A 21,667-nucleotide genomic window follows, 5' to 3' on the forward strand; every position below is an offset into this window, starting at 1 on the left:
GGGTTCGACTTCCTGACAACCTTGTGTCAGGAGCCGTCGGTCAGGAACCGGCAACAGGGCGGATTTTACCGCCGTGCTCTTTTCATTTGCATGTCGAAATTCCATATTAGCGACATGGCTTCCTCCAAGAACAAATACACGCAGGATTCGCACGACGCGGCTGACGGCTTTGGCGAAACGTCGCATACAGGCGGCTTCGGCGAAATGCCTCAGGCTGAATATTCGGGCACACCCCTGACCGGATCCATCGCCGACTGGGCCAAGGAAATTGGCGACGAGGCGGCAAAGCCTGCCGCCAAGACCTCGAAACCTGCCAAGACACCGAAGAAGATTCCCGAGCGCAGCAAGGAAGCGTCGCGCAGCGGTCGCGGCACGTCGATGGGCGGCGCGGCTTCTGCCAAGGAGCGCGCAGCTGCCGGTCTCAATCCGGTTGCGGGTCTCGATATTAGTCTGGAAGATGCAGCCGGGCTTAATGCGTCGGGGGCGACCGCCACCGTCAAGGCGTTGTCCGACCTGATCGAATCCGGCAATCCGCTGTTCAAGAACGGCCAGCTCTGGACACCGCACCGCCCTGCCCGCCCGGACAAATCCGAAGGCGGCATCTCCATCGAGATGGAAACGCCGTTCGAACCGTCCGGCGACCAGCCGACGGCTATCCGCGATCTGGTCGAAGGCTTGTCCAATGACGACCGCACGCAGGTGCTGCTCGGCGTCACCGGCTCCGGCAAAACCTTCACCATGGCCAAGGTCATTCAGGAAACCCAGCGCCCGGCGCTGATCCTCGCGCCCAACAAGACGCTGGCGGCGCAGCTATACGGCGAGTTCAAGAGCTTCTTCCCGAACAATGCGGTCGAGTATTTCGTATCCTATTACGACTACTATCAGCCGGAAGCCTATGTGCCGCGCTCGGATACCTATATCGAGAAGGAATCCTCGATCAACGAACAGATCGACCGTATGCGCCACTCGGCCACACGCGCGCTGCTGGAGCGCGACGATGTGATCATCGTCGCTTCTGTCTCGTGCATCTACGGTATCGGTTCGGTCGAAACCTATACGGCCATGACCTTCGAAATGAAGATCGGCGACCGGCTCGACCAGCGGCAACTGCTCGCCGACCTCGTGGCGCAGCAATATAAGCGGCAGGACATCAATTTCGTGCGCGGCTCGTTCCGCGTGCGTGGCGATACGATTGAACTGTTTCCGGCCCACTTGGAAGACCGGGCCTGGCGCATTTCGATGTTCGGCGACGAGATCGAGAGCATCACCGAATTCGACCCGCTCACCGGACAGAAGACCGGCGATCTGAAATCGGTCAAGATCTATGCGAATTCGCACTATGTCACGCCGCGACCAACGCTCAATCAGGCCATCAAATCGATCAAGGAAGAGCTGAAGCATCGCCTCGTCGAGCTGAACAATGCCGGGCGTCTGCTGGAAGCGCAGCGGCTGGAACAGCGCACCACTTTCGATCTCGAAATGCTGGAAGCCACCGGCTCATGCGCGGGCATCGAAAACTATTCGCGCTATCTGACGGGCCGCAATCCTGGTGAACCGCCGCCGACCCTGTTCGAATATATCCCAGACAACGCGCTGGTTTTCATCGACGAAAGCCATGTCACCGTGCCGCAGATCGGCGGCATGTATCGCGGCGACTTCAGGCGCAAGGCGACGCTGGCCGAATACGGCTTCCGTCTGCCATCCTGCATGGACAACCGCCCGCTCCGCTTCGAGGAATGGGACGCCATGCGTCCGCAGACGATCGCCGTTTCGGCAACGCCGGGCTCGTGGGAAATGGAAGAAGCGGGCGGCGTCTTTGCCGAACAGGTCATTCGTCCGACCGGCCTGATTGACCCGCCGGTGGAAATCCGCCCCGCCAAGACGCAGGTGGACGACGTGCTTGGCGAAATCCGCGACACGGCGAAGAAGGGTTACCGCACGCTGGTCACGGTGCTGACCAAGCGCATGGCGGAAGACCTGACCGAATATCTGCACGAACAGGGCGTGCGCGTGCGCTACATGCACTCGGATATCGACACGCTGGAGCGCATCGAGATCATCCGCGACCTGCGCCTTGGCGCATTCGACGTGCTGGTCGGCATCAACCTGCTGCGCGAAGGTCTCGACATTCCCGAATGCGGCTTCGTCGCCATTCTCGACGCCGACAAGGAAGGCTTCCTGCGTTCGGAAACTTCGCTTATCCAGACCATCGGTCGTGCCGCGCGTAACGTGGACGGCAAGGTGATCCTCTATGCCGACAATATCACCGGCTCGATGCAGCGCGCCATGGATGAAACCAGCCGCCGCCGCGAAAAGCAGGTCGCCTATAATGAAGAGCATGGCATCACACCGGCCTCGGTGAAGAAGAATATCTCGGATATTCTGAATTCGGTCTACGAACGCGACCATGTCCGCGCCGACATTTCGGGCTTTGCCGAAGAAGGCGGAATGATGGGCAACAATCTGCAGGCCCATCTGGAATATCTCGAAAAGCAGATGCGCGACGCCGCCGCCGATCTCGACTTCGAAAAGGCCGCGCGCCTGCGCGACGAGATCAAGCGCCTGCGCGAGACGGAACTCGCCATTGCCGACGATCCGCTGGCGCGCGAGGTGGAACTGGAAAGCCCGGTCACCGGACGCACAAAGGGCCGCCATAATGCCGGGCGCAAAGCGCATCGCACGGTCGATGACACCGGCGGCAAATCGCTGTTCCAGAAGCCGTCGCTCGACGATATGGGACCGGGCACGGACATGGCGAAGCCTCGCCACGAAGGCCCGCTGCCCGCAGCACCGGAAACCAAGTTCCGCAAGAATACGCTGGATGAGATGACGGTGAAGCGGACGGAAGTGCCAACCGGTGGCGGAGAAGCGCCGATACGCCGCGAGCGCGCCGGTATCGGCTCTTATGAAGACCCGGCGGAAGTTGCCCGCAAGAAGCGGCGGCCCGGCAAGACGGGCCGTCCGGGACGATAAAGCGGCCATGCAATCGCAATCTGCGCGCGCACGGCCCGCTTGATTTATGCGTGATAATCGTCGTCGCTGACATGTTCCAGCCAGTCGACCACCTTGCCGTCTAGCGCTTCCGCTATGGCGATATGGGTCATGGCCGTGGTGGCCGTCGCGCCGTGCCAATGCTTTTCACCCGGTTCGAACCAGACGATATCGCCGGGACGGATTTCCTCGACAGGGCCGCCCTCGCGCTGCGCCCAGCCAAGCCCCGCGGTCACGATCACCGTCTGGCCCAGCGGATGCGTGTGCCATGCGGTACGTGCGCCCGGTTCAAATGAAACGGTGGCGCCACCGACGCGCGCCGGTGCCGTGGTGTTGAACGGCATGTCAAGGCGAACCGTGCCGGTGAAATAATCAGCGGAACCCTTGGTCGAGGGCTGAGATCCGATGCGCTTGATCTGCATATATGTTTCCTTTCTTTCCGCGCCTGCATTACTGAGAGGCGGAGCCGCTTAAACCGCCTCTCTGTTCAACTCAACAACGACCGCCGCGCGAAACGCGGAATCCAGCCCGTTCCGCCTCACAGCGATTGGAGAAGCTGCGCCGTTCATTGCCGCGCATTGCGCAGACAGGCGCATATTCCCGCGTGCACGCGCCCATACCGGGCCGCGTCCCGTGCTGCGGCGGACGGGCTGGACCAACGCCGGGCCCGTTCCAGCCCATACCCGGACGACCGTTGCACTGACCATTCGACACTACGCGGAACCCCTCGCCCCGTGCGGAACAGGCATTGCCGAATGTCCGACGAACACCCCGGCGCTCGCCGCAAACCGGCGCATAGATCATCGGACAGGCCTGCACATGGCCCGGATTACCGGGCCGGACCGGCGGTGGCCGGTGATCGGGCCCGCCTTCTGCCACACAGCCGGTCAATAACATCACACCGGCAATCAACCCGGTCCACGAAAATCCCCTCAACATGTTTCCTCCTCTCCAGAAACTGCTATCCGTCTTTTGTCCTCATCTAGAATGGTGCAGTTGCTCCGAAGGGCAAGATTTAAAAGAGGAAGTTTAGACGGCACGTCTCTCGACAAGTCGCCAAGTTGCGTTAGTGTGGAATCAAGCTTTCGGCCCGAACAGTCCGGGTCACAGCATGGGGCAAAACGTACAGAAAGACGACATGCGGCGTTTCGGAACTTTTCTGGCGGCATCGTTTCTGATCGTCCCGCTGTCATTCATCCCCGCTGGGGCGGAACCGGCACCGGCAAGCTATAGCGAGCCCAATCCGCGCATATCGGCCCCGGCATTACCGCCGGAGAAAAAGGCGCCGGGCGTCAGCCGCATCTGCCAGCTAATCGAATCCAGCGCGTCCGCGCATGGCATACCGAAGGATTTCTTCGCCCGCCTGATCTGGAAGGAAAGCCGCTTCGACCATCAGGCCGTCAGCCCGGTTGGTGCGCAGGGCATTGCGCAATTCATGCCTTATACCGCAAAGGAGCGCGGTCTCGCCGACCCGTTCGATATCGAGCAGGCCATCCCTGCCTCCGCCAGTTTTCTGTTCGATCTGAAACAGGCGTTCGGCAATTGGGGTCTCGCCGCCGCTGCCTATAATGCCGGTGCCGGACGCGTCTCAAACTGGATGCGTTCAGGCGGCTTCCTGCCGCTCGAAACCGAGGACTATGTGCTCGATATCACCGGCGCGCCCGCCGATGACTTCGCATCCGGCAAGGAGGTGCAGAACCGTCCGCTTGATTCGGGGCGCTCCTTTGCCGAAGCCTGCCGCCGCCTGCCGATCATCCGCTCGGCAACTATACCCATGTCGCGCGTCAAACCGAAACCGTGGGGTATACAGATTGCAGGAAATTTCCGCCGCAGTGCGGCTGTCAACCAATGGAGCCGCCTCAGCAAGCAATTCGCATCCGTGCTGAGCGGGCACGACCCCGTTATCAGCCGCATTCGCACCCCGATGGGACGGCGCGGCATCTATGCGGTGCGGATTGGCGCTGACAGTCGGGCGGAAGCGGATGGTATTTGTCGCAAGTTGCGTGCAGCCGGTGGCGCGTGCATTGTCTCGCGGAATCGTTAGATAGCCCCGCCATGGGGTACCACCTTTGTGCCCGCAAAGACGGCGCGTTCTGTTAATCTAGTCAATTAAATCCGGCTATTTAATCAGGCGGCTTCTCTATAAGAACTCTTATATATCAAGGATAGGCTGTTCTATTTCGGTATACAGCTTCAGAAATTCTAGAAATAATCGAAAAAATAAACGTGCGATCCGGTTCAAAGATAACAAAACATCGTGGGCGCAAAGAATTTGCTTGCCAAATATCGCGTCTTAGATCAGTCTCCACTCGTTCGGGCATTTAGCGAACAAATGGAAGACTGGAAGAACGGCGTGCCGGGGCCGCTATAAGTTCCGGGTCTGGGGAAACCCAGGCAATGATCGGTTCCTTCCCAATGTCGAGAACTGCCTGCATGACCCTCTGTCGGGTGTGTGGTGCGCTCGGCAGAAGATGTAATTCCATCGTTTTTTAAAAGAACGGTGGCGCCAAGGAAAAGGAACGGATCCAATGGCACAGACCGGACTGGTCAAATTCTTCAATAATGAAAAGGGCTTTGGTTTTATCAAGCCTGATGATGGTGGCGCAGATATCTTCGTGCACATCTCTGCTGTACAGGCTTCGGGCCTGACGGGCCTCGCTGACAATCAGAAGGTTTCCTACGAAACCGAACCAGATCGTCGCGGCAAGGGCCCGAAGGCCGTGAACATCACCGTTACCGGCTGATTGTTCTCAATACCAATTATGACCCCGGTTCACGCCGGGGTTTTTTGTTATCCAAGTTTCTCCAATGGAGTGTCGGCGACCGGTAACAGCCCATCCTGAAAAGCGCCTATCGCCTCCACAGAACCCGGGCCCACCGGATCGTCTCCGGTCCCGCTTCGACGAGATGAGCCGCAACAGACGCAGTCATCGACCTGCTCTGACGCGCAAATGCTTGAATGCATGCGGCAATTAACGAGCCAGCGCCCCGCGCAAGACCAATCCCCCTCATAACCTGCCCGCGAATTGTTACAGACGCTGCGCGTATTTTACCGGGGATCCGTAACTTAGCTCCCTATTTCACCATTGTTCAGCCTCCATTCATGTCGAAAGAGTTAATCCATTAACCAACATGGTGATCCCTCTTTTAAGCGGGCTACACCAGAGGAATTGCAGTCGAGCTTCTGAAGGAGCGAACAATGAACCGATTTGCGAAGACAACCATTCTGGCCGTTGCATCCTTGGCAGCGATTGCTGCTCCTCTTGCTTCCGCTTCGGCAGATTCCTGGGGCCGTCCGGGCTGGGATCGCGGCGGTGACTGGGGCCGTCATCATCACCGCGACAATGGCGACGCTGTTGCAGCCGGTGTGATTGGTCTTGCAGCCGGTGCCCTGATCGGCAGTGCACTGAGCCAGCCACAGCCGACCTATGTGCAGCCAGCGCCCATCTATGACGCGCCGCCTCCGCCGCCTGCTTACTACCCGGCCCCTCCGCCACGCCGCGTCACCTACTACCGCTCGGGTAGCTTTGAGCCGTGGAGCCGCAGCTGGTACAATTATTGTTCGGACCGTTACCGGTCGTTCAATCCGAATACTGGCACCTATCGCGGTTATGATGGTCGCGACCATTTCTGCACGGCCAACTGAGTGCAAAATCGATAAGGAAAAAGCCGCCCAATGGGCGGCTTTTTTTGTAACCTTTACGCCATCCCGATCAGGAATGGGTTGTTGCGGCGCTCTTCACCGAACCGCCCGCCGGGACCGTGCCCACAGATAAAGCCGACATCGTCGCCCAGCGGCAGAAGCTTCTCACGGATCGAACGGATCAGCGCATCGTGGTTCCCGCCCGGCAAATCGGTGCGTCCGACCGAGCCATTGAACAGCACATCGCCGACAATCGCGAAACGCGCTTCCGGACTATAGAAAACAACGTGACCCGGCGAATGACCGGGGCAATGAAAGACGTCGAACGAATGCCCGGCGACGGTGACCTTGTCACCTTCTTCCAGCCAGCGATCCGGCGTCACATTGCGCACGCCGTCGACAATCCCGTATTTGAGACCCGTCATCACCAGATTATCGAGCAGGAACTGGTCGTCGACATGCGGCCCGATAATGTCCACGCCGAGCTTATCCTTCAGATCAGCCGCCGCCGCCGCATGATCGATATGGCCATGGGTGATCCAGATGGCCTCGATATCGATCCCCTGCGACTGGATCGCCTCCTCGATCTTCGGCAGATCGCCGCCCGGATCGATCACGACACCCTTCTTGGTCTCGCTGTCGAAAAGAATCGTGCAGTTTTGCTGGAACGGGGTAACGGGGACGATAATCGCCTGTAACTGGCCCATACTGGATACTCCATCGCATCTGTAGTTGGCGAAGATCGCATCAACCGCCGCCTGTGTTGCTCCACACATAGTGGCCTTGGCCGCATACGGAAAGGGCTTAAAATCTCGACCGCCTCAACAACCGAGCGATCACTGCGGATATTTCAGTTCGCAATAAAAAACGGACGGCGCATGGCCGTCCGTTTGTCCCTCTCAAACAGTTCGTCTTGCCGGTTGGCTCTGAAAACCTCACCGTCTATCCAGAGCACGTCCAAAAACGGAAGCGCGCTCCAGCTGATATTTTAGTGACATCCTTGCTCGACCCGATGTTTCCATCCGGTCACGAATTGCGTTCTTCAGGCCTTGCTGGCCATCGAATTTTTGATCAGCCCCACGATCGCAGTCAGAACGATACCGCCCACGCCGCCGCCAGCAAGCTGGCCGATTGCGCCGTTCAGCACCGAATCCACACCACCGCCGGAAAGCAATGGTAGAAGCTGGCCGAGAATGACGCCGCCAATACCGCCAGCCACGGTGTTACCCGTTGTCCCAAGGCTGATGTTCTTGATAGCGCCAGCAATATTGCCGCCGACAGCGCCGGCAACCAGCTGAAGAATGATAGGCAATAGAGATTCCATAATCGTCACCCCATCTCTGTTAGAGCGCATTCCGAAATAAGCGATATCGGAATATTTGCGCGCCTGATCAAATATCAGAGCGTCGATTTGACAGGATCAGATCAGAAGCCGCTCCAATACCGGAATAACGCGACTCCGGTATGAAAATCTTGAGCTGAAACGACGCAAAGTCAAACAATAAGCAGTAAAGACGCAAAAAAGCGGCCCGAAAGCCGCTCTTTTTCTGTTCAAAACCCAGTCACTCAGCCGCTTCGCGCTTTGGCTGCACTTCCGCTGTATAAGCATCCATCAAAGTGCTGGTGATTTCAGCCGGCTTGAACCGGTACTGACCTATCTCCGAAACCGGCGTAACTTCGGCAGCCGTGCCGCACAGGAAGCATTCGGAGAAATCTGCCATTTCTTCCGGCATGATCGCGCGTTCAATGACTTCGATACCGCGACGCTTGGCCAGATCGATAATGGTGCGGCGGGTGATGCCGTCGAGGAAGCAATCGGGCTTCGGCGTATGCAGGACGCCATCCTTGACGAAGAACACATTGGCACCGGTTGCTTCCGCCACCTGGCCACGCCAGTCGAGCATCAGCGCATCAGCATAGCCCTTGGCTTCCGCGGCGTGCTTGGAGATCGTGCAGATCATGTAAAGGCCGGACGCCTTGGACTTCGACGGCGCCGTACGCGGGTCGGGACGGCAATATTCAGCGATGTCGAGGCGAATACCCTTCATCTTTTCTTCCGGCGAGAAATAGCTCGGCCATTCCCAGCAGGCGATTGCGACGTGAATACGGTTGTTCTGCGCCGAAACCCCAAGCGAGTCCGATCCGCGCCAGGCAAACGGGCGCACATAGGCATCGACATAGCCCATCTTCTTGATCAACGCCCGGCAGGCATCGTTGATTTCTGCCACGCTGTAAGGTAGCGCAAAGCCGAGAAGCCGCGCCGATTCATGCAGGCGCTCGGTATGTTCGTTCAGCTTGAAGATTTCGCCGCCATAAGCGCGCTCGCCCTCAAAAACCGTGCTGGCATAATGCAGGCCATGGGTGAGGACATGGATTTTTGCATCTTTCCAGTCGACGAATGCACCGTCCAACCAGATATATCCGTCCCTTTGATCAAATGGAATCGCAGCCATTTTCTTGCTCCTAAATGTTTTCCTTGCGGCGCTGTCTCAGGGCAGATTCTGCTCGGGCAAACCTCTCCGCATTCCCATTTCACCAGTTAAATCGATATTACCGGCAAAACAGGCGCCTTTTTTCGCGCGAATACTGGCCTTTTGGTGCGAAATGCTTAGAGCTTGGCAAAGATTTTGCGCAAAACTCTGACGGAGCACGCATGGACAAAAAATAATCCTCCCGACCGGCGGGACTGAACCGTCGCAGCGTTTCTTTCACCGCCTCCCAGCAGTGATCGACAACCCGGTCGCGTAATTATCTCTCCTCCAGCATGCGCCAGCATAAACATTGTTCCAAAAAGCCAGCTCACGCTTATCGAAAATTATCTGTGCGGTTGAATTATGTCAATAATGCTGACATATTTATCGCAGCAGTACGGAGCATCGATGTGAATTCGACGAACGACATGAATTATATAAGCAATCCGTTGACAGCCGAGGAGGCGGCCGATCTCAACGTCATCGAACTATTGTTCTTTTCTTATCGCGACTTCACCGCCGACCCCGATCTCATTCTCGAAAAGATCGGCTTTGGCCGCGCGCATCACCGCGTTCTCTACTTCATCAATCGCAAGCCGGGCATGACGGTGGCCGAACTTCTCGAAGTCCTGCGCATCACCAAGCAGAGCCTGTCGCGTGTTCTCAAGCAGCTGATCGATACCGGCCATGTGGTTCAGGCCACAGGTCTGCACGACCGTCGCCACCGCAAGCTCTACCCTACGAAAAGCGGCCGCCAGCTGACGCTTGCCCTCGCCTTGCCGCAGTCGCATCGCATTGCCCGCGCCCTTGAGGGATGCGCCCCGCAGGATCGCGCCATCATCGAGCGCTTTCTGTATAATATGGTCAATCCGGAACGCCGCGCGCAGATCGACAGTTTTTCCAGTGAAGAACGATCCTGAAATAAGTGTTACGCTGCGGAATACTAAGTGCTTGCATAAAAGCATATCCACGTCACTGCGAATAGACGTGCCACATTCCAGTCGATAATATGCGCGTCCGACGGCCCTGCGTCGTCAGCGAACAGAAACTGAATGGGATCGAAAGACGCCATGACCGCAGAAGAACAAAAATCACTCTCGGATGACGCCCCGCATCTGCTCGTTGTCGATGACGACACGCGAATCCGTAGCCTGCTTTCACAATATCTGACCAATAGCGGCTTTCGCGTCACCATTGCCGCGAGCGCTGCCGAAGCGCGCCGCAAGCTGGAAGGCATCGATTTCGACCTTCTGATTCTCGACGTGATGATGCCCGGCGAAACCGGCGTTTCGCTGACCCGTTCACTCCGCGAACAAAAGAATGTGCCGATCCTGATGCTGACCGCGCTGTCGGAAACCGACAACCGCATCGACGGCCTGTCGGCAGGTGCAGACGATTATCTGCCAAAACCGTTCGATCCGCGCGAGCTGACGCTGCGCATCAACAATATTCTGCGCCGTGGCGCGCCGCCTGCCCAGCCCAAGATCGAGCAGATCGTGTTCGGGCCTTACACATTCTTCATTCCGCGCCGCGAATTGAAGAAGGGCACCGAAACCATCAAGCTCACGGATCGCGAGCAGGACATTATGGCAATCTTCGCGGAACGCGCGGGAGACACCATTCCACGTCATGAATTGACCGGACAGGACGGCGATGTCGGCGAGCGCACTATCGATGTTCAGATCAACCGTCTCCGCCGCAAAATCGAGCAGGACCCGGCCAATCCGGTCTGGCTCCAGACCGTGCGTGGCATCGGCTACAAGCTCAGCATCGAATAGTCGTGATGTGACGCAACTGGCCGCTGTTTGGGACGTTCTGAGACGATGACGCTCTGGAAAAACCTCACGCGCTGGTTAGCGCGCCGGATGCCGAAAGGTCTCTATGCGCGGTCGCTGATCATTATCATCGCCCCGATGGTTCTGCTCCAGTCCGTGATCGCCTATGTGTTCATGGAACGCCACTGGCAGATGGTGACAGAGCGGCTTTCTACGGCTGTCGTGCGCGATATTTCGGCGATCATCGACATTCTGGAAACTTATCCGCAGGAGCCCGGTTACGACAATCTGATCCGCATCGCGCAGCAGCGTCTGGCGCTCAATATCTCGATCCTGCCGCCCGACCCGCTGCCCGCGCCGGGGCCAAAACCGTTCTTCGCCATTCTGGATTACTTCCTCAGCGAAGAGATCACCCGCCAGATCAATCGGCCCTTCTGGGTGGATACGGTGGGCGATTCCGACCTGATCGAAATTCGCATCAAGCTCGACGACAAGGTGCTGCGCGTTTTCGCCCGCCGCAGTCAGGCCTATGCGTCCAATACCGGCATCTTCCTGACCTGGATGGTGGGCACCGCGCTTGTGCTTCTCATCATCGCCATTGCCTTCCTGCGCAACCAGATCAAGCCGATCCAGCAACTGGCGGAAGCTGCCGAAAGTTTCGGCAAGGGCCGTTCAATGCCGGAAGGTTTCCGACCGCACGGCGCGGAAGAAGTCCGCAAGGCTGGTATCGCCTTCATCCAGATGCGTTCCCGCATCGAGCGCCAGATCGAGCAGCGCACGGCGATGCTATCGGGCGTCAGCCACGATCTGCGCACCATTCTCACCCGCTTCAAGCTGCAATTGGCGCTGGCCGGTCACTCGATCGATGTCGAGCCGCTCAATCAGGATATCGCCGATATGCAGACCATGCTGGAAGGCTATCTGGCCTTCGCGCGCGGCGAAGGTGCGGAAGAAACCGCGAGCTTTGATGTAAAGCGCCTCTGCGAAAAGCTTGAAAACGAAGCGCGCCTGCGCGAGCGCGGCTTCAAGTATTCCATTGACGGCGATAGTGAAATCCATGTTCGCCCCAATGCCTTCTCGCGTCTTGTCAGCAATCTGGTGTCCAACGCCTTCCGCCATGCGCAGAATGTCGAGCTTTCGATTTCCCATGAGGATGGCTGGCTGAAAGTCGTGGTGGATGACGACGGACCGGGCATTCCCGAGGACCGGCGCGAAGATGTGTTCAAGCCTTTTGTGCGGCTGGATGAGGCGCGAACACAGGATTCGGGCGGCACAGGCGGGCTCGGCCTCGCCATCGCGCTCGACATTGCCCGCAGCCATGGCGGCGACATTACACTGGCAGACGCCCCCACCGGCGGCCTGCGCGCCATCATCCACATTCCGGCGTGAAGTACGGTGTTCAACCAGCCTTCCGACATTGCTCTTTTCCCTCATCCTGAGGAGCCGTTGAAAACGGCATCTCGAAGGGCGAGGGAAAACGCACCAAACCCCTCGTCCTTCGAGACGGCTCCTTCGCAAGCTCAGGAGCCTCCTCAGGATGAGGGGCAACAGCGTATACATGCTTGTTAAATTAAACTGAGATCACTGCGCTCTAATAGAGCTTGCCGCCGTTTGGCACTTTCTTGTCGATGGCCGCGAGAACGACTTCACCGGCTTCGTCGGGCAGGCCCAACGTCAGCACTTCCGACATAAACGGGCCGATCTGGCGCGGCGGAAAATTCACCACGGCCAGCACCTGACGGCCGATCAGCTCTTCCGCCTTATAGTGTTTGGTGATCTGTGCGGAGGATTTCTTCACACCAATCTTCTCACCGAAATCGATCTTAAGCTTGTAGGCGGGCTTGCGCGCTTCCGGAAACGGCACTGCTTCCACAATCGTACCCGTCCGGATATCGACCTTTTCGAAATCAGCCCAGGTGATTGTCGCGTCTTCGCTCATATCCGTCCGCTTTCGTATACCGTGCATAACCCGGCGCATTTCCCGCCGGGTTATCTGTTGATTCTGATCAGGCGCGTCCGACTGTTTCGAACACGACGCTTTCCAGCGACTCGCGCGCGCTGACACCCGACCAGACCACGAACTGGAAAGCCTGGAAATAGGTTTCACAAGCCTCTAACGCAGCCGACAGCAGCACTTCGACCTGACGGCTCGTCGGTTCGGCACCGCCCGCCAGCAACAGCGACTGGCGGTACATGATGGCGCCTTCCTGCTGCCAGAGATCGAAATGCCCCATGAGAAGCTTTTCGTTGATCAGCGAAAGCAGGCGCATCACCTCGTTTACACGCGGTTCCGCCACCTTGATGTCAAAGGCGCAAGCCAGATGCAACGCCTCGAAATCTTCCATCCAGGAAAATGAGATGTGATAGTCAGTCCAGTTGCCCGCAACCGAAATTGCGATTTCATCGTCGCCAGTCCGCTCGAATGTCCAGTCGTTTGAATGCGCAACCTGCTCGATCACATCCACCGGATGCGCCTCGCGTGCGAATTCAAGCTCAAGAAGGCTCATGTCCGTTTCCTGTTCTGCGAGACATCTCAAGCTGGATGTCTCAAATTCCCGGCGCGCAAGAATTGCTCGCCCGCACCCGCCGCCGCGCAAGACAAGCGCAGAAAAAAGGCACGAATTGATCGGTCGAGGAACTGGCATGCCTAACAGCATGCAAGCGCCTCAATGGCACACGCACATACGCAACTGATACTGGAAAGCAGCCTGAAAGACGCGAAAACTAGAACTACAGCCCCTCGCCGCCGCCTACATGACCACACTTCGAATCATGTAGTGTTTTCAGTCTATTGAAGCTGAATCTGAACGCCAGTCCCTTTTCAGAAAAGAGACATGAAAGCATGTGGAAACATGAAAGGGGCTGGCCGCGAGCATTGCCTTAAGCGACTCTAAGACAAGGGTTTTTACCGCCCGCGGCCTGTTAATAAATAATCAGGAATTATTTTTGGATTTTGCCGACGAGGAGGCCGATTTTGCCGATTTGGCATCGGAATCAACTTCGAATCTGGCAAGACGTGCTTCAAGTGCTTCGATTCGTGCCAGCAACGCACTGTTTTCGGCGCGCGCTTTGATGGCCATTTCACGAACCGCTTCGAAGTCTTCACGCTGCACGACATCGAGCGTATTGAGCACACGTTCCCCTTGCGACCGCAGGGCCGTTTCCACTTCCCGGCGCACGCCTTGCGCAGCGCCTGCCGCATCCGTCACAAGCTTGGCGAGTTCATCGAGAACCCGGTTTTGTCCGCTGGTCATGGCAATCGTTCCTTATTTCCAGGATAGACCTGTTGAAAACATAAAATGGAAATAGGACCGTCTTAGTTCCGATGCAAGCGCAGCTATAGAAAGTGATCGCGTTAAAAGGCGTTTGCAGGACAGCTTGACCGTAGCGGGTTCGTCCAGCATGTTCCGTCACAAAATGGAGTGATTTCATGATAGAGACGTTGCTGCCCGCTTCGGCCCTCGCCTTTCCGAACATTGACCCGGTGATCTTTTCCATCGGACCGCTGGCCGTTCACTGGTACGGCCTCGGCTATGTTGTCGGCATCATGTTCGCGTGGTGGTATGGCAAGAAGCTTCTGCGCAGCCATCGCCTCTGGGCGCATAACCAGCCGCCCATGGCCCCGGAAGCGCTCGACGATTTCGTCATCTGGGCGGCACTCGGCGTCGTGCTGGGCGGACGCATCGGCTATGTGCTCTTCTATAATTTCTCCTATTATATCTCCAATCCGATCGCCATTCCCGCCGTCTGGGACGGCGGCATGTCGTTCCACGGCGGTATTCTCGGCACCACCATCGCCATGATCCTGTTTGCGCGCTCGCGCGGCATCAGGGTCTGGAGCATGTTCGATGTCGTCGCTGCCGGTGTACCGGTCGGCCTCGGCGTGGTGCGTGTGGCCAACTTCATCAATTCCGAACTCTGGGGCCGTGTCAGCGATGTTCCATGGGCCGTCTATTTTCCCAATGGCGGGCCGCTGCCGCGTCACCCAAGCCAGCTCTACGAAGCATTTCTGGAAGGCCTCGTCCTGTTCTTCGTTCTGTTCCTGCTCGTCTGGGTGGGACGCAAGCTGAAGAAGCCCGGCTTCATCGCAGGCGCATTCGTGACCGGCTATGGCCTCAGCCGCATCGCGGTCGAGTTCTTCCGCGAGCCGGACGCACAGCTCGGCTATCTGGTCGGCGGATGGCTGACCATGGGCATGGTGCTTTCGGTGCCGATGGTGCTGATCGGCCTGTGGGCGATCTGGCGGGCCAACCGCGCAGCAGCCAAAGATGCCTGAGACCACGTTGAAAGACCGGCTGAAACGGCTGATCGCCACCACAGGACCGATCAGCGTGGCCGACTACATGGCCGCCTGTCTGGGCGACCGGGAATCCGGCTATTACACGACCCGCGAACCCTTCGGTCGCGAGGGCGATTTCGTCACCGCGCCTGAAGTGAGCCAGATGTTCGGCGAATTGATTGGCATCTGGTGCGTGGCGGAATGGGACGCGCTTGGCCGCCCTGCCAACACCGTGCTGTGCGAAATCGGCCCCGGCCGCGGCACGCTGATGAGCGATATGCTGCGCACGATCAGCAAGCTTGCGCCGCAAATGCTGACGGGCCTGCAGGTCGCCATGGTCGAGACCAGTTCGCGCCTTGTCGAAAAGCAAAAGCAGAAGCTGACTGACACCGGCGTGCCCATCACCTGGTTCGAACGCTTTGCCGATGTCCCCACCGGCCCATTGATCCTCATATCGAACGAGCTGTTCGACGCGATCCCGTTTCGCCAGTTTGTCAAAACCAACGGGCGTTTTGTGGAACGGCTGATCGCGCTTGATGATCAGGATCAGTTCCATTTCGTCAGCGGCGCGGGCGGGATCGACCCGGCGCTTTTGCCGAAAGACCATGCGCAGACGCCTGACGGCACAATCTTCGAGGCGGCCCCCGCACGAACCGCGCTGTTGCAGGAAATCGCACAACGTATCGCAAAGACACGCGGCGCAGCCCTCAACATCGATTACGGCCACCTGCAATCCGGCTTTGGCGACACGCTGCAAGCCATGCTCAAACACGCCTATGACGACGTTTTTGCTCATCCAGGCGAAGCCGACCTGACTAGCCATGTCGATTTCGATAGTCTGGAGCAGACTGCACGCGCTTCCGGCTGCAAGACCGGCACCATGACGCAAGGCGAATTTCTGCTGGCCATGGGCCTGCTCGACCGTGCAGGCCGTCTGGGCACCGGGCGCGATGCCGCCTTTCAGGAAAAGATCCGGCAGGATGTGGAGCGCTTGGCAGCCCCCGCTCAGATGGGCACGCTGTTCAAGGTGCTAGCCTTCAGCGACCGCGACACCCGCCTTATTCCTTTCGAGACAGCCTGACTGGAATTTGCCCTTCAAAAAGCTGCAATTGACAAGCCAACCTGCCTCCCCCACCATCCCGATCCAAATGTCTGGGCATGATCTTTTCGGAAATCCGGTTTCCAGTTTTCCGGATCATGCTCGGTTTCAAAAGGCCATTATGCTATGACTGACATGCCGCAACCGCTCCGTTCGCCTCTGCTCGACAAGCCCGCTGGTCAGGCCGGGAAGCGCATCGCGCACGGCTTTTTCACGCGCAAGGGCGGCGTTTCGGGCGGCATCTATGCGGGACTGAATGTCGGCGCGGGATCGAATGACGTGGCCGAACATGTTGCCGAAAACCGCCGCCGGGTGGCAGAATCGCTTGGCGTCGCGCCGGATCATCTTTTGACCGTGCATCAGGTTCATTCGCCCGATGTGCTGCATGTGAAAGCGCCTTTCGATTCGCCGCGCCCCAAGGCCGATGCCATGGTGACCAATGTTCCCGGCATCGCGCTTGGCGCGCTGTCTGCCGATTGCGGTCCCGTTCTGTTTGCCGATCACGAGGCCGGTGTCATCGGTTCCGCCCATGCGGGCTGGCGCGGTGCATTCAGCGGTGTGCTGGAAAACACCATCGACGCCATGATCGGCCTCGGCGCACAGCGTGAGAACATCGTTGCGGTCCTTGGACCGACAATCGGCCCCGACAATTATGAAGTCGGGCCGGAATTCTATGCAGAGTTTCTGAGCAAAGACCCTGTCTATGCGCGCTATTTCCGCGCCTCGGAAAAGCCGGACCACAAGCTTTTCGATCTGTGGACCTTCATCACCGACCGCCTGACCAAGGCTGGCGTACAGGCCAGCTCCCTTCGCCAGTGCACCTATGCCGACGAAGACCAGTTCTATTCCTACCGGCGCACGACGCACCGCAAGGAGCCGGATTACGGACGCCAGATTGCAGCCATTGCGATTCTGGAAGCCAAATATTCCATTTGAGGAGAACCGCATGGCCCTTCACTTCGAGCCGGAAGAATTCGCCGCACGCCGCGACCGCCTGATCTTGAAGATGGAGGAGGAGAAGCTCGATGCCCTGCTGCTGTTCGCACAGGAAAGCATGTACTGGCTGACCGGCTATGACACGTTTGGCTTCTGCTTCTTCCAGTGCCTCGTGGTGAAGGCCGACGGCTCGATGGTGCTGATGACGCGCTCGGCGGATTTGCGCCAGGCGCGCCAGACGTCCAATATCGAAAACATCGTCGTCTGGACCGACCGCGATAATGCCAATCCCGCAGCGGATCTGCGCAATATCCTGACCGAGCTTGATCTGCTCGGCACACGCATCGGCATCGAATACCAGACCCACGGCCTCACCGGCGCGAATGCCCGCAGGCTCGATGAACAATTGCAAAGCTTTGCCAAATTGTTCGATGCGTCGGGCATGGTGGATGGCCTGCGCCTTTTGAAAAGCCCGGCGGAAATCGCCTATGCCAGGCGCGCGGCGCAATTGGGTGACGACGCGCTCGACGCAGCGCTGAAAACCACGCGGGCGGGTGCGAGTGAAGCCGATATTCTGGCCGCGATGATGAGCGCCAATTTCGCCGGCGACGGCGACTATCCGGCCAATGAATATATCATCGGCTCCGGCGAGGACGCCCTGCTCTGCCGTTATAAATCCGGTCGCCGCACGCTTGCGGCCAGCGACCAGCTCACGCTCGAATGGTCCGGCGTTTACCGCCATTATCACGCGCCGATGATGCGCACGATCCTGATCGGCCAGCCGACGGAGCACCACGTCAAGCTTTACGACGCCGCCCGCGAGGCGCTGGAAGCTGTCGAGGCGGCGATGACACCGGCTTCAACTTTTGGTGATGTGTTCGATGCCCATGCCCGCACGATGGAAACGCACGGGCTGACCCGCCACCGCCTGAATGCATGCGGCTATTCGGTCGGCGCGCGCTTCACACCGTCATGGATGGACCCGCAAATGTTCTATGCGGGCAATCCGGAAAGCATCCAGCCGGACATGACGCTCTTCGCGCATATGATCATCATGGATTCCGACAGCGGCGCTGCGATGACGCTCGGACAGACATATCTCACAACAAATGGTGCTGCTCAGCCATTATCCCGCCATTCTCTTGATATGCTTATCGCCTGACATCATTGTCAAACGGCCCACGATCGGCGATAAATCGGCCTGACGTGAGAACCGCCTGTATTTTCAGGACTATGCGTTTTCAGGAGCATGAAGCCGACCATGAACAAGGCACATATTTCGATGATGCTGTTGCTTGCCGGAGCGCTCGCTGCCTGCAACAGCACCGAATCCGCACTGAACGTGCAGGGCTCTGGCCAAAATACGAGCCAGACCGCGGGACAACCGGCTAACGCGCAGGCGTCAACGCCGGGCACTGTGGCGACGACTCCCGGAACCACAACGCCCGCGACCACACCGGGTCGCACTGCGTCGCTGAAGCCGGGCAAGCTGCACATTGCGCCCATTGTCGGCGCGCCCGTCAATGTGGTGACGCCGCTGACCCATCGCATCAATGACGACGCCAAGGCCAAGGGAGTGGAGCTGGCAGGCGTCAATGACACCAGTGCCGCCTATGTCATGAAGGGGTACTTCTCGGTTCTCTCCGAGGACAATCAGACGACCGTGCTCTATGTCTGGGATGTGCTGGATGCTTCGGGCAACCGACTGCACCGCATTCAGGGGCAGGAGAAAGTGCAAGGTGCGGCGGCAGACTCATGGAGCGTGGTGCAGCCCGCCACCATGCAGGCCATCGCCGACCGCACCATGCAGGAATATTCTACCTGGCTTGCGGCAAATCGCGCATAAAGGATGAGAATTTTCAGCAAGGAACTGAAATCCCTTACTGAATCGCCGCTTTTTGACACGCGGAAAGGCCGGAAATCCGGCCTTTTTCAACAATTGTGAACAGTCGGGCCTTGCAATGACGGTGACTCTTTGCAATAGGCCCCACATTCGAGAAAACCTTGCAAGCTGCTGTACTTAACCTGACGGGCCAAAGTTAGCAGCTTTAAAGCTTTTAGAGGATGACGTTGCTGGGCCTGCATCGTTGCGGTCCATGCGCAAAACAAGATTACGTCCGTCATACGGACTTTTTGCGACAGAACGAAACCGCAAACCTATCGCATCGGCTCAGAGGCAAAAAGAATGAAACTTTTCGCAGGCAACTCCAACCGGGCACTTGCCGAATCCGTTGCTAAATATCTCAACATCCCGCTCGGCAAGGCAAGCGTTCGCCGCTTCGCCGATCAGGAGATTTTCGTAGAGATCCAGGAAAACGTGCGCGGCGAAGACGTATTCGTTCTGCAATCGACCTCCTATCCGGCAAACGATCACCTGATGGAACTGCTCATCATGATCGATGCCTTCCGCCGTTCCTCGGCGCGCCGCATCACCGCCGTCCTGCCCTATTTCGGCTATGCCCGTCAGGACCGCAAGCCCGGCCCGCGCACGCCGATCTCGGCAAAGCTGGTCGCCAACCTCATCACCGAAGCCGGTGCAAACCGCGTTCTGACCCTTGATCTTCATGCCGGTCAGATTCAGGGCTTCTTCGATATCCCGACCGACAATCTCTATGCCGTTCCGGTTATCGCCCGTGACGTGAAGGCCAATTACGCAACCGGCAATTGCATGGTCGTTTCGCCGGATGTCGGCGGCGTGGTTCGCGCCCGCTCCTTGGCCAAGCGCATCGACGCGCAGCTCGCCATCGTCGACAAGCGCCGCGAACGTCCAGGTGAATCGGAAGTCATGAACGTCATCGGTGAAGTGGCTGGCAAAGACTGTCTGCTGTTCGACGATATCGTCGATTCCGGCGGCACGCTTTGCAACGCAGCCGAGGCCCTGCTGGCCAAGGGCGCGAATAGCGTCACCGCTTACATCACGCATGGGGTTCTCTCCGGCGGCGCGGTCGCCCGTATCGCTTCTTCAAAGCTGAAGGAACTGGTGATCACCGATTCCATCCAGCCGACCACCGCGATCAACGATGCGCCGAATATCCGCGTGCTCTCGATTTCCGATCTGATCGGCGAAGCCATTGCGCGTACCGCAGCGGAAGAATCCGTTTCGAGCCTGTTCGACTAAAATACCAAGCGGATCGCAATTCCGAGACATGCCGCCAGCAACAGCACCAGCGGCATGTTGAGCCTCATTACAACAAGCAACAATGCCGCCGCGCCTGCGATCAGGACGGCGGCATTGTCTATTGTGCTCCAGAGCGGCAGAGGCACGCTGAACGGCCCAACCGTCTTATCCAGCACCTGCGCGAACAGCACATGCAACGAGAACCAAAGCGCCAGATTGGCGATCACGCCCACGACCGCCGCCGTGATGCCGCTGAGCATGGCCGAAAGCCAGCGCACCTGACGCAGCCGCTCCACGAAGGGTGCGCCCGCCAATATCCATAGAAAACACGGCACGAAGGTAAACCACAGCGCAATGATGCCGCCGACCAAGCCGCCCAGGATTGGCGGCAGGCCAGACAGGTTGGCCGCCCCCACAAAGCCAACGAAAACCAGCACGAGGATCAGCGGTCCCGGCGTGGTTTCGGCCAACCCCAGCCCGGTCAGCATTTCGCCCGGCTTCATCCAGCCGAAATGTTCGACCGCCTGTTGCGCCGTATAGGAAAGGGCGGCATAGGCGCCGCCGAAAGTCACAGCCGCCAGTTTTGAGAAGAACGCCGCTTCCTGCACGAAGACATGCGCGCCGCCGAAGGCCAGATAGAGAAGAACGAGCGGTGCGAGCCAGAGCCCGCCCCAGACCAGTGTTTGCTGCGTGAAATCGCGCAAAGCGCCGGGTGTCGCCTCGCCCAAACCGGTCCCCGCGCCGCTCCCCTGCACGATATGACGCAGACCGCCTGCCATCGCTGCCAGCAGAACGACGAGCGGAAACGGCAGTTTCAACAGCGCGATGGCAACAAACGCCGCGATCGCTACGGCATAGGAAAAGCCCGAAGCCAGCGTGCGCCTGGCCATGCGATAAAGCGCTTCGAACACCACGGCCAGCACCGCAGCTTTCAGGCCGAACAGCAGGCCCGCCACCATCTCCACATGTCCGAAAGCGATATAGAGTGTGGAGAGCGCAAGCATCACCACAGCGCCGGGCAGCACGAACAAAAGCCCGGCCAGCAGGCCGCCGCGCCAGCCTTTGACAGCCCAGCCGGAATAGGTCGCAAGCTGCATGGCTTCCGGGCCGGGCAACAACATGCAGAAGTTCAGCGCATGGATCAGCCGTTCCTGATCCATCCATTTTTTCTCATCCACAAGAACGCGTTGCAGCATGGCGATCTGCGCTGCCGGCCCGCCGAAGGACAAAAGCCCGATCTTGCCGAATGTCGTGAAGAGTTCTTTGAAATTCGGCTGCTTTATTGGCTGTGTCACGCTGTCATCCCGAATGATCCGACCAAGCTCTTGCTGACAATCATTACAGGTTCATGACGG

Annotated in this window: 22 protein-coding genes; 13 read left to right on the top strand and 9 right to left on the bottom strand. The window is 58.4% G+C overall.

From position 1 onward, the window contains the following. Positions 1-114: 114 nt before the first annotated feature. On the top strand, positions 115-2,973 hold the full coding sequence (gene uvrB, locus JAU75_RS15200; protein WP_199057341.1) for an excinuclease ABC subunit UvrB: 2,859 nt from the start codon (positions 115-117) through the stop codon (positions 2,971-2,973). A gap of 44 nt (positions 2,974-3,017) precedes the next feature. Here the strand turns inward: uvrB and JAU75_RS15205 are convergent, their stop codons facing one another. Both JAU75_RS15205 and JAU75_RS15210 read right to left on the bottom strand, forming a co-directional pair. Further along, entirely contained in the window at positions 3,018-3,413 is a 396-nt protein-coding gene (locus tag JAU75_RS15205; protein WP_199057342.1) for a cupin domain-containing protein, read from the bottom strand. Positions 3,414-3,483: 70 nt separating this feature from the next. Continuing rightward, complete coding sequence (locus JAU75_RS15210; protein ID WP_199057343.1) at positions 3,484-3,930, bottom strand: Kazal-type serine protease inhibitor; 447 nt, start codon at positions 3,928-3,930, stop codon at positions 3,484-3,486. Positions 3,931-4,129: 199 nt separating this feature from the next. On the opposite strand from JAU75_RS15210, the gene JAU75_RS15215 reads away from it, so the two are divergent. The 3 genes from JAU75_RS15215 to JAU75_RS15225 all read left to right on the top strand — a co-directional run bounded on the left by JAU75_RS15215 (position 4,130) and on the right by JAU75_RS15225 (position 6,637). Next, the gene (locus JAU75_RS15215; RefSeq protein WP_247880511.1) at positions 4,130-5,035 is read left to right on the top strand and encodes a transglycosylase SLT domain-containing protein; all 906 of its coding nucleotides are present in this window, start codon (positions 4,130-4,132) and stop codon (positions 5,033-5,035) included. A 484-nt stretch (positions 5,036-5,519) separates the two neighbouring features. After that, the gene (locus tag JAU75_RS15220) at positions 5,520-5,735 is read left to right on the top strand and encodes a cold-shock protein (protein ID WP_109369482.1); all 216 of its coding nucleotides are present in this window, start codon (positions 5,520-5,522) and stop codon (positions 5,733-5,735) included. A 455-nt stretch (positions 5,736-6,190) separates the two neighbouring features. Continuing rightward, complete coding sequence (locus tag JAU75_RS15225; RefSeq protein WP_199057344.1) at positions 6,191-6,637, top strand: BA14K family protein; 447 nt, start codon at positions 6,191-6,193, stop codon at positions 6,635-6,637. Positions 6,638-6,690: 53 nt separating this feature from the next. On the opposite strand, the gene JAU75_RS15230 is transcribed toward JAU75_RS15225, so the two are convergent. The 3 genes from JAU75_RS15230 to JAU75_RS15240 form a co-directional block, all read right to left on the bottom strand. Next, a complete protein-coding gene (locus JAU75_RS15230; protein ID WP_199057345.1) occupies positions 6,691-7,341 on the bottom strand; it encodes an MBL fold metallo-hydrolase in 651 nt (216 codons plus the stop codon). Between the two features lie 335 nt (positions 7,342-7,676). Next, positions 7,677-7,958, bottom strand: coding sequence for a hypothetical protein (locus tag JAU75_RS15235; protein WP_199057346.1), 282 nt, complete (start codon positions 7,956-7,958; stop codon positions 7,677-7,679). 238 nt (positions 7,959-8,196) lie between these two features. Continuing rightward, entirely contained in the window at positions 8,197-9,087 is an 891-nt protein-coding gene (locus tag JAU75_RS15240; RefSeq protein ID WP_199057347.1) for a branched-chain amino acid aminotransferase, read from the bottom strand. Positions 9,088-9,515: 428 nt separating this feature from the next. Between JAU75_RS15240 and JAU75_RS15245 the strand changes: the two genes are divergently transcribed. From JAU75_RS15245 to JAU75_RS15255, 3 genes are all read left to right on the top strand, one after another. Continuing rightward, positions 9,516-10,025 carry a MarR family transcriptional regulator gene (locus tag JAU75_RS15245; protein WP_199057348.1) on the top strand — a complete coding sequence of 170 codons (510 nt, stop codon included), beginning with the start codon at positions 9,516-9,518 and terminating at the stop codon, positions 10,023-10,025. Positions 10,026-10,175: 150 nt separating this feature from the next. Continuing rightward, the gene (locus JAU75_RS15250; RefSeq protein ID WP_199057469.1) at positions 10,176-10,883 is read left to right on the top strand and encodes a response regulator transcription factor; all 708 of its coding nucleotides are present in this window, start codon (positions 10,176-10,178) and stop codon (positions 10,881-10,883) included. Positions 10,884-10,928: 45 nt separating this feature from the next. After that, on the top strand, positions 10,929-12,269 hold the full coding sequence (locus JAU75_RS15255; RefSeq protein WP_199057349.1) for an ATP-binding protein: 1,341 nt from the start codon (positions 10,929-10,931) through the stop codon (positions 12,267-12,269). A gap of 202 nt (positions 12,270-12,471) precedes the next feature. Here JAU75_RS15255 and JAU75_RS15260 read toward each other — a convergent pair whose 3' ends face one another. The 3 genes from JAU75_RS15260 to JAU75_RS15270 all read right to left on the bottom strand — a co-directional run bounded on the left by JAU75_RS15260 (position 12,472) and on the right by JAU75_RS15270 (position 14,134). Next, on the bottom strand, positions 12,472-12,819 hold the full coding sequence (locus JAU75_RS15260) for a tRNA-binding protein (protein WP_199057350.1): 348 nt from the start codon (positions 12,817-12,819) through the stop codon (positions 12,472-12,474). A gap of 67 nt (positions 12,820-12,886) precedes the next feature. Beyond that, complete coding sequence (locus tag JAU75_RS15265; RefSeq protein ID WP_185919072.1) at positions 12,887-13,387, bottom strand: YbjN domain-containing protein; 501 nt, start codon at positions 13,385-13,387, stop codon at positions 12,887-12,889. A gap of 426 nt (positions 13,388-13,813) precedes the next feature. Continuing rightward, the gene (locus JAU75_RS15270; protein WP_199057351.1) at positions 13,814-14,134 is read right to left on the bottom strand and encodes an accessory factor UbiK family protein; all 321 of its coding nucleotides are present in this window, start codon (positions 14,132-14,134) and stop codon (positions 13,814-13,816) included. Between the two features lie 176 nt (positions 14,135-14,310). Between JAU75_RS15270 and lgt the strand changes: the two genes are divergently transcribed. The 6 genes from lgt (at position 14,311) to JAU75_RS15300 (ending at position 20,312) form a co-directional block, all read left to right on the top strand. Continuing rightward, positions 14,311-15,156 (top strand): prolipoprotein diacylglyceryl transferase, encoded by an 846-nt coding sequence (lgt, locus tag JAU75_RS15275; RefSeq protein WP_199057352.1) that lies wholly within the window; start codon positions 14,311-14,313, stop codon positions 15,154-15,156. After that, entirely contained in the window at positions 15,149-16,240 is a 1,092-nt protein-coding gene (locus JAU75_RS15280; protein ID WP_199057353.1) for a class I SAM-dependent methyltransferase, read from the top strand. Before lgt ends, JAU75_RS15280 begins: the two co-directional genes overlap by 8 nt. A gap of 144 nt (positions 16,241-16,384) precedes the next feature. Continuing rightward, on the top strand, positions 16,385-17,194 hold the full coding sequence (pgeF, locus tag JAU75_RS15285; protein WP_199057354.1) for a peptidoglycan editing factor PgeF: 810 nt from the start codon (positions 16,385-16,387) through the stop codon (positions 17,192-17,194). Positions 17,195-17,204: 10 nt separating this feature from the next. Beyond that, complete coding sequence (locus tag JAU75_RS15290) at positions 17,205-18,356, top strand: Xaa-Pro peptidase family protein (RefSeq protein ID WP_199057355.1); 1,152 nt, start codon at positions 17,205-17,207, stop codon at positions 18,354-18,356. An 87-nt stretch (positions 18,357-18,443) separates the two neighbouring features. Continuing rightward, positions 18,444-19,040, top strand: coding sequence for a hypothetical protein (locus JAU75_RS15295; protein ID WP_199057356.1), 597 nt, complete (start codon positions 18,444-18,446; stop codon positions 19,038-19,040). A 339-nt stretch (positions 19,041-19,379) separates the two neighbouring features. Beyond that, complete coding sequence (locus JAU75_RS15300) at positions 19,380-20,312, top strand: ribose-phosphate pyrophosphokinase (protein WP_078338743.1); 933 nt, start codon at positions 19,380-19,382, stop codon at positions 20,310-20,312. Here JAU75_RS15300 and chrA read toward each other — a convergent pair. Continuing rightward, the gene (gene chrA / locus JAU75_RS15305) at positions 20,309-21,607 is read right to left on the bottom strand and encodes a chromate efflux transporter (protein ID WP_199057357.1); all 1,299 of its coding nucleotides are present in this window, start codon (positions 21,605-21,607) and stop codon (positions 20,309-20,311) included. The two genes, JAU75_RS15300 and chrA, sit on opposite strands and share 4 nt — an antisense overlap. Between the last annotated feature and the right edge of the window lie 60 nt (positions 21,608-21,667).

This window comes from Ochrobactrum sp. Q0168, assembly GCF_016427605.1.
Taxonomy (GTDB): Bacteria; Pseudomonadota; Alphaproteobacteria; order Rhizobiales; family Rhizobiaceae; genus Brucella.

Excerpts from the sequence above, each read along its gene's own strand:
- JAU75_RS15215 (WP_247880511.1), top strand. The coding sequence starts at position 4,130 with ATGCGGCGTTTCGGAACTTTTCTGGCGGCATCGTTTCTGATCGTCCCG.
- JAU75_RS15295 (WP_199057356.1), top strand. The coding sequence starts at position 18,444 with ATGAAGCCGACCATGAACAAGGCACATATTTCGATGATGCTGTTGCTT.
- JAU75_RS15250 (WP_199057469.1), top strand. The coding sequence starts at position 10,176 with ATGACCGCAGAAGAACAAAAATCACTCTCGGATGACGCCCCGCATCTG.
- JAU75_RS15235 (WP_199057346.1), bottom strand. The coding sequence starts at position 7,958 with ATGGAATCTCTATTGCCTATCATTCTTCAGCTGGTTGCCGGCGCTGTC.
- JAU75_RS15240 (WP_199057347.1), bottom strand. The coding sequence starts at position 9,087 with ATGGCTGCGATTCCATTTGATCAAAGGGACGGATATATCTGGTTGGAC.
- JAU75_RS15205 (WP_199057342.1), bottom strand. The coding sequence starts at position 3,413 with ATGCAGATCAAGCGCATCGGATCTCAGCCCTCGACCAAGGGTTCCGCT.
- JAU75_RS15270 (WP_199057351.1), bottom strand. The coding sequence starts at position 14,134 with ATGACCAGCGGACAAAACCGGGTTCTCGATGAACTCGCCAAGCTTGTG.
- pgeF (WP_199057354.1), top strand. The coding sequence starts at position 16,385 with ATGACTGACATGCCGCAACCGCTCCGTTCGCCTCTGCTCGACAAGCCC.
- lgt (WP_199057352.1), top strand. The coding sequence starts at position 14,311 with ATGATAGAGACGTTGCTGCCCGCTTCGGCCCTCGCCTTTCCGAACATT.
- JAU75_RS15220 (WP_109369482.1), top strand. The coding sequence starts at position 5,520 with ATGGCACAGACCGGACTGGTCAAATTCTTCAATAATGAAAAGGGCTTT.
- JAU75_RS15230 (WP_199057345.1), bottom strand. The coding sequence starts at position 7,341 with ATGGGCCAGTTACAGGCGATTATCGTCCCCGTTACCCCGTTCCAGCAA.
- JAU75_RS15260 (WP_199057350.1), bottom strand. The coding sequence starts at position 12,819 with ATGAGCGAAGACGCGACAATCACCTGGGCTGATTTCGAAAAGGTCGAT.
- JAU75_RS15255 (WP_199057349.1), top strand. The coding sequence starts at position 10,929 with ATGACGCTCTGGAAAAACCTCACGCGCTGGTTAGCGCGCCGGATGCCG.
- JAU75_RS15290 (WP_199057355.1), top strand. The coding sequence starts at position 17,205 with ATGGCCCTTCACTTCGAGCCGGAAGAATTCGCCGCACGCCGCGACCGC.
- JAU75_RS15210 (WP_199057343.1), bottom strand. The coding sequence starts at position 3,930 with ATGTTGAGGGGATTTTCGTGGACCGGGTTGATTGCCGGTGTGATGTTA.
- JAU75_RS15300 (WP_078338743.1), top strand. The coding sequence starts at position 19,380 with ATGAAACTTTTCGCAGGCAACTCCAACCGGGCACTTGCCGAATCCGTT.
- JAU75_RS15225 (WP_199057344.1), top strand. The coding sequence starts at position 6,191 with ATGAACCGATTTGCGAAGACAACCATTCTGGCCGTTGCATCCTTGGCA.
- uvrB (WP_199057341.1), top strand. The coding sequence starts at position 115 with ATGGCTTCCTCCAAGAACAAATACACGCAGGATTCGCACGACGCGGCT.
- JAU75_RS15265 (WP_185919072.1), bottom strand. The coding sequence starts at position 13,387 with ATGAGCCTTCTTGAGCTTGAATTCGCACGCGAGGCGCATCCGGTGGAT.
- JAU75_RS15280 (WP_199057353.1), top strand. The coding sequence starts at position 15,149 with ATGCCTGAGACCACGTTGAAAGACCGGCTGAAACGGCTGATCGCCACC.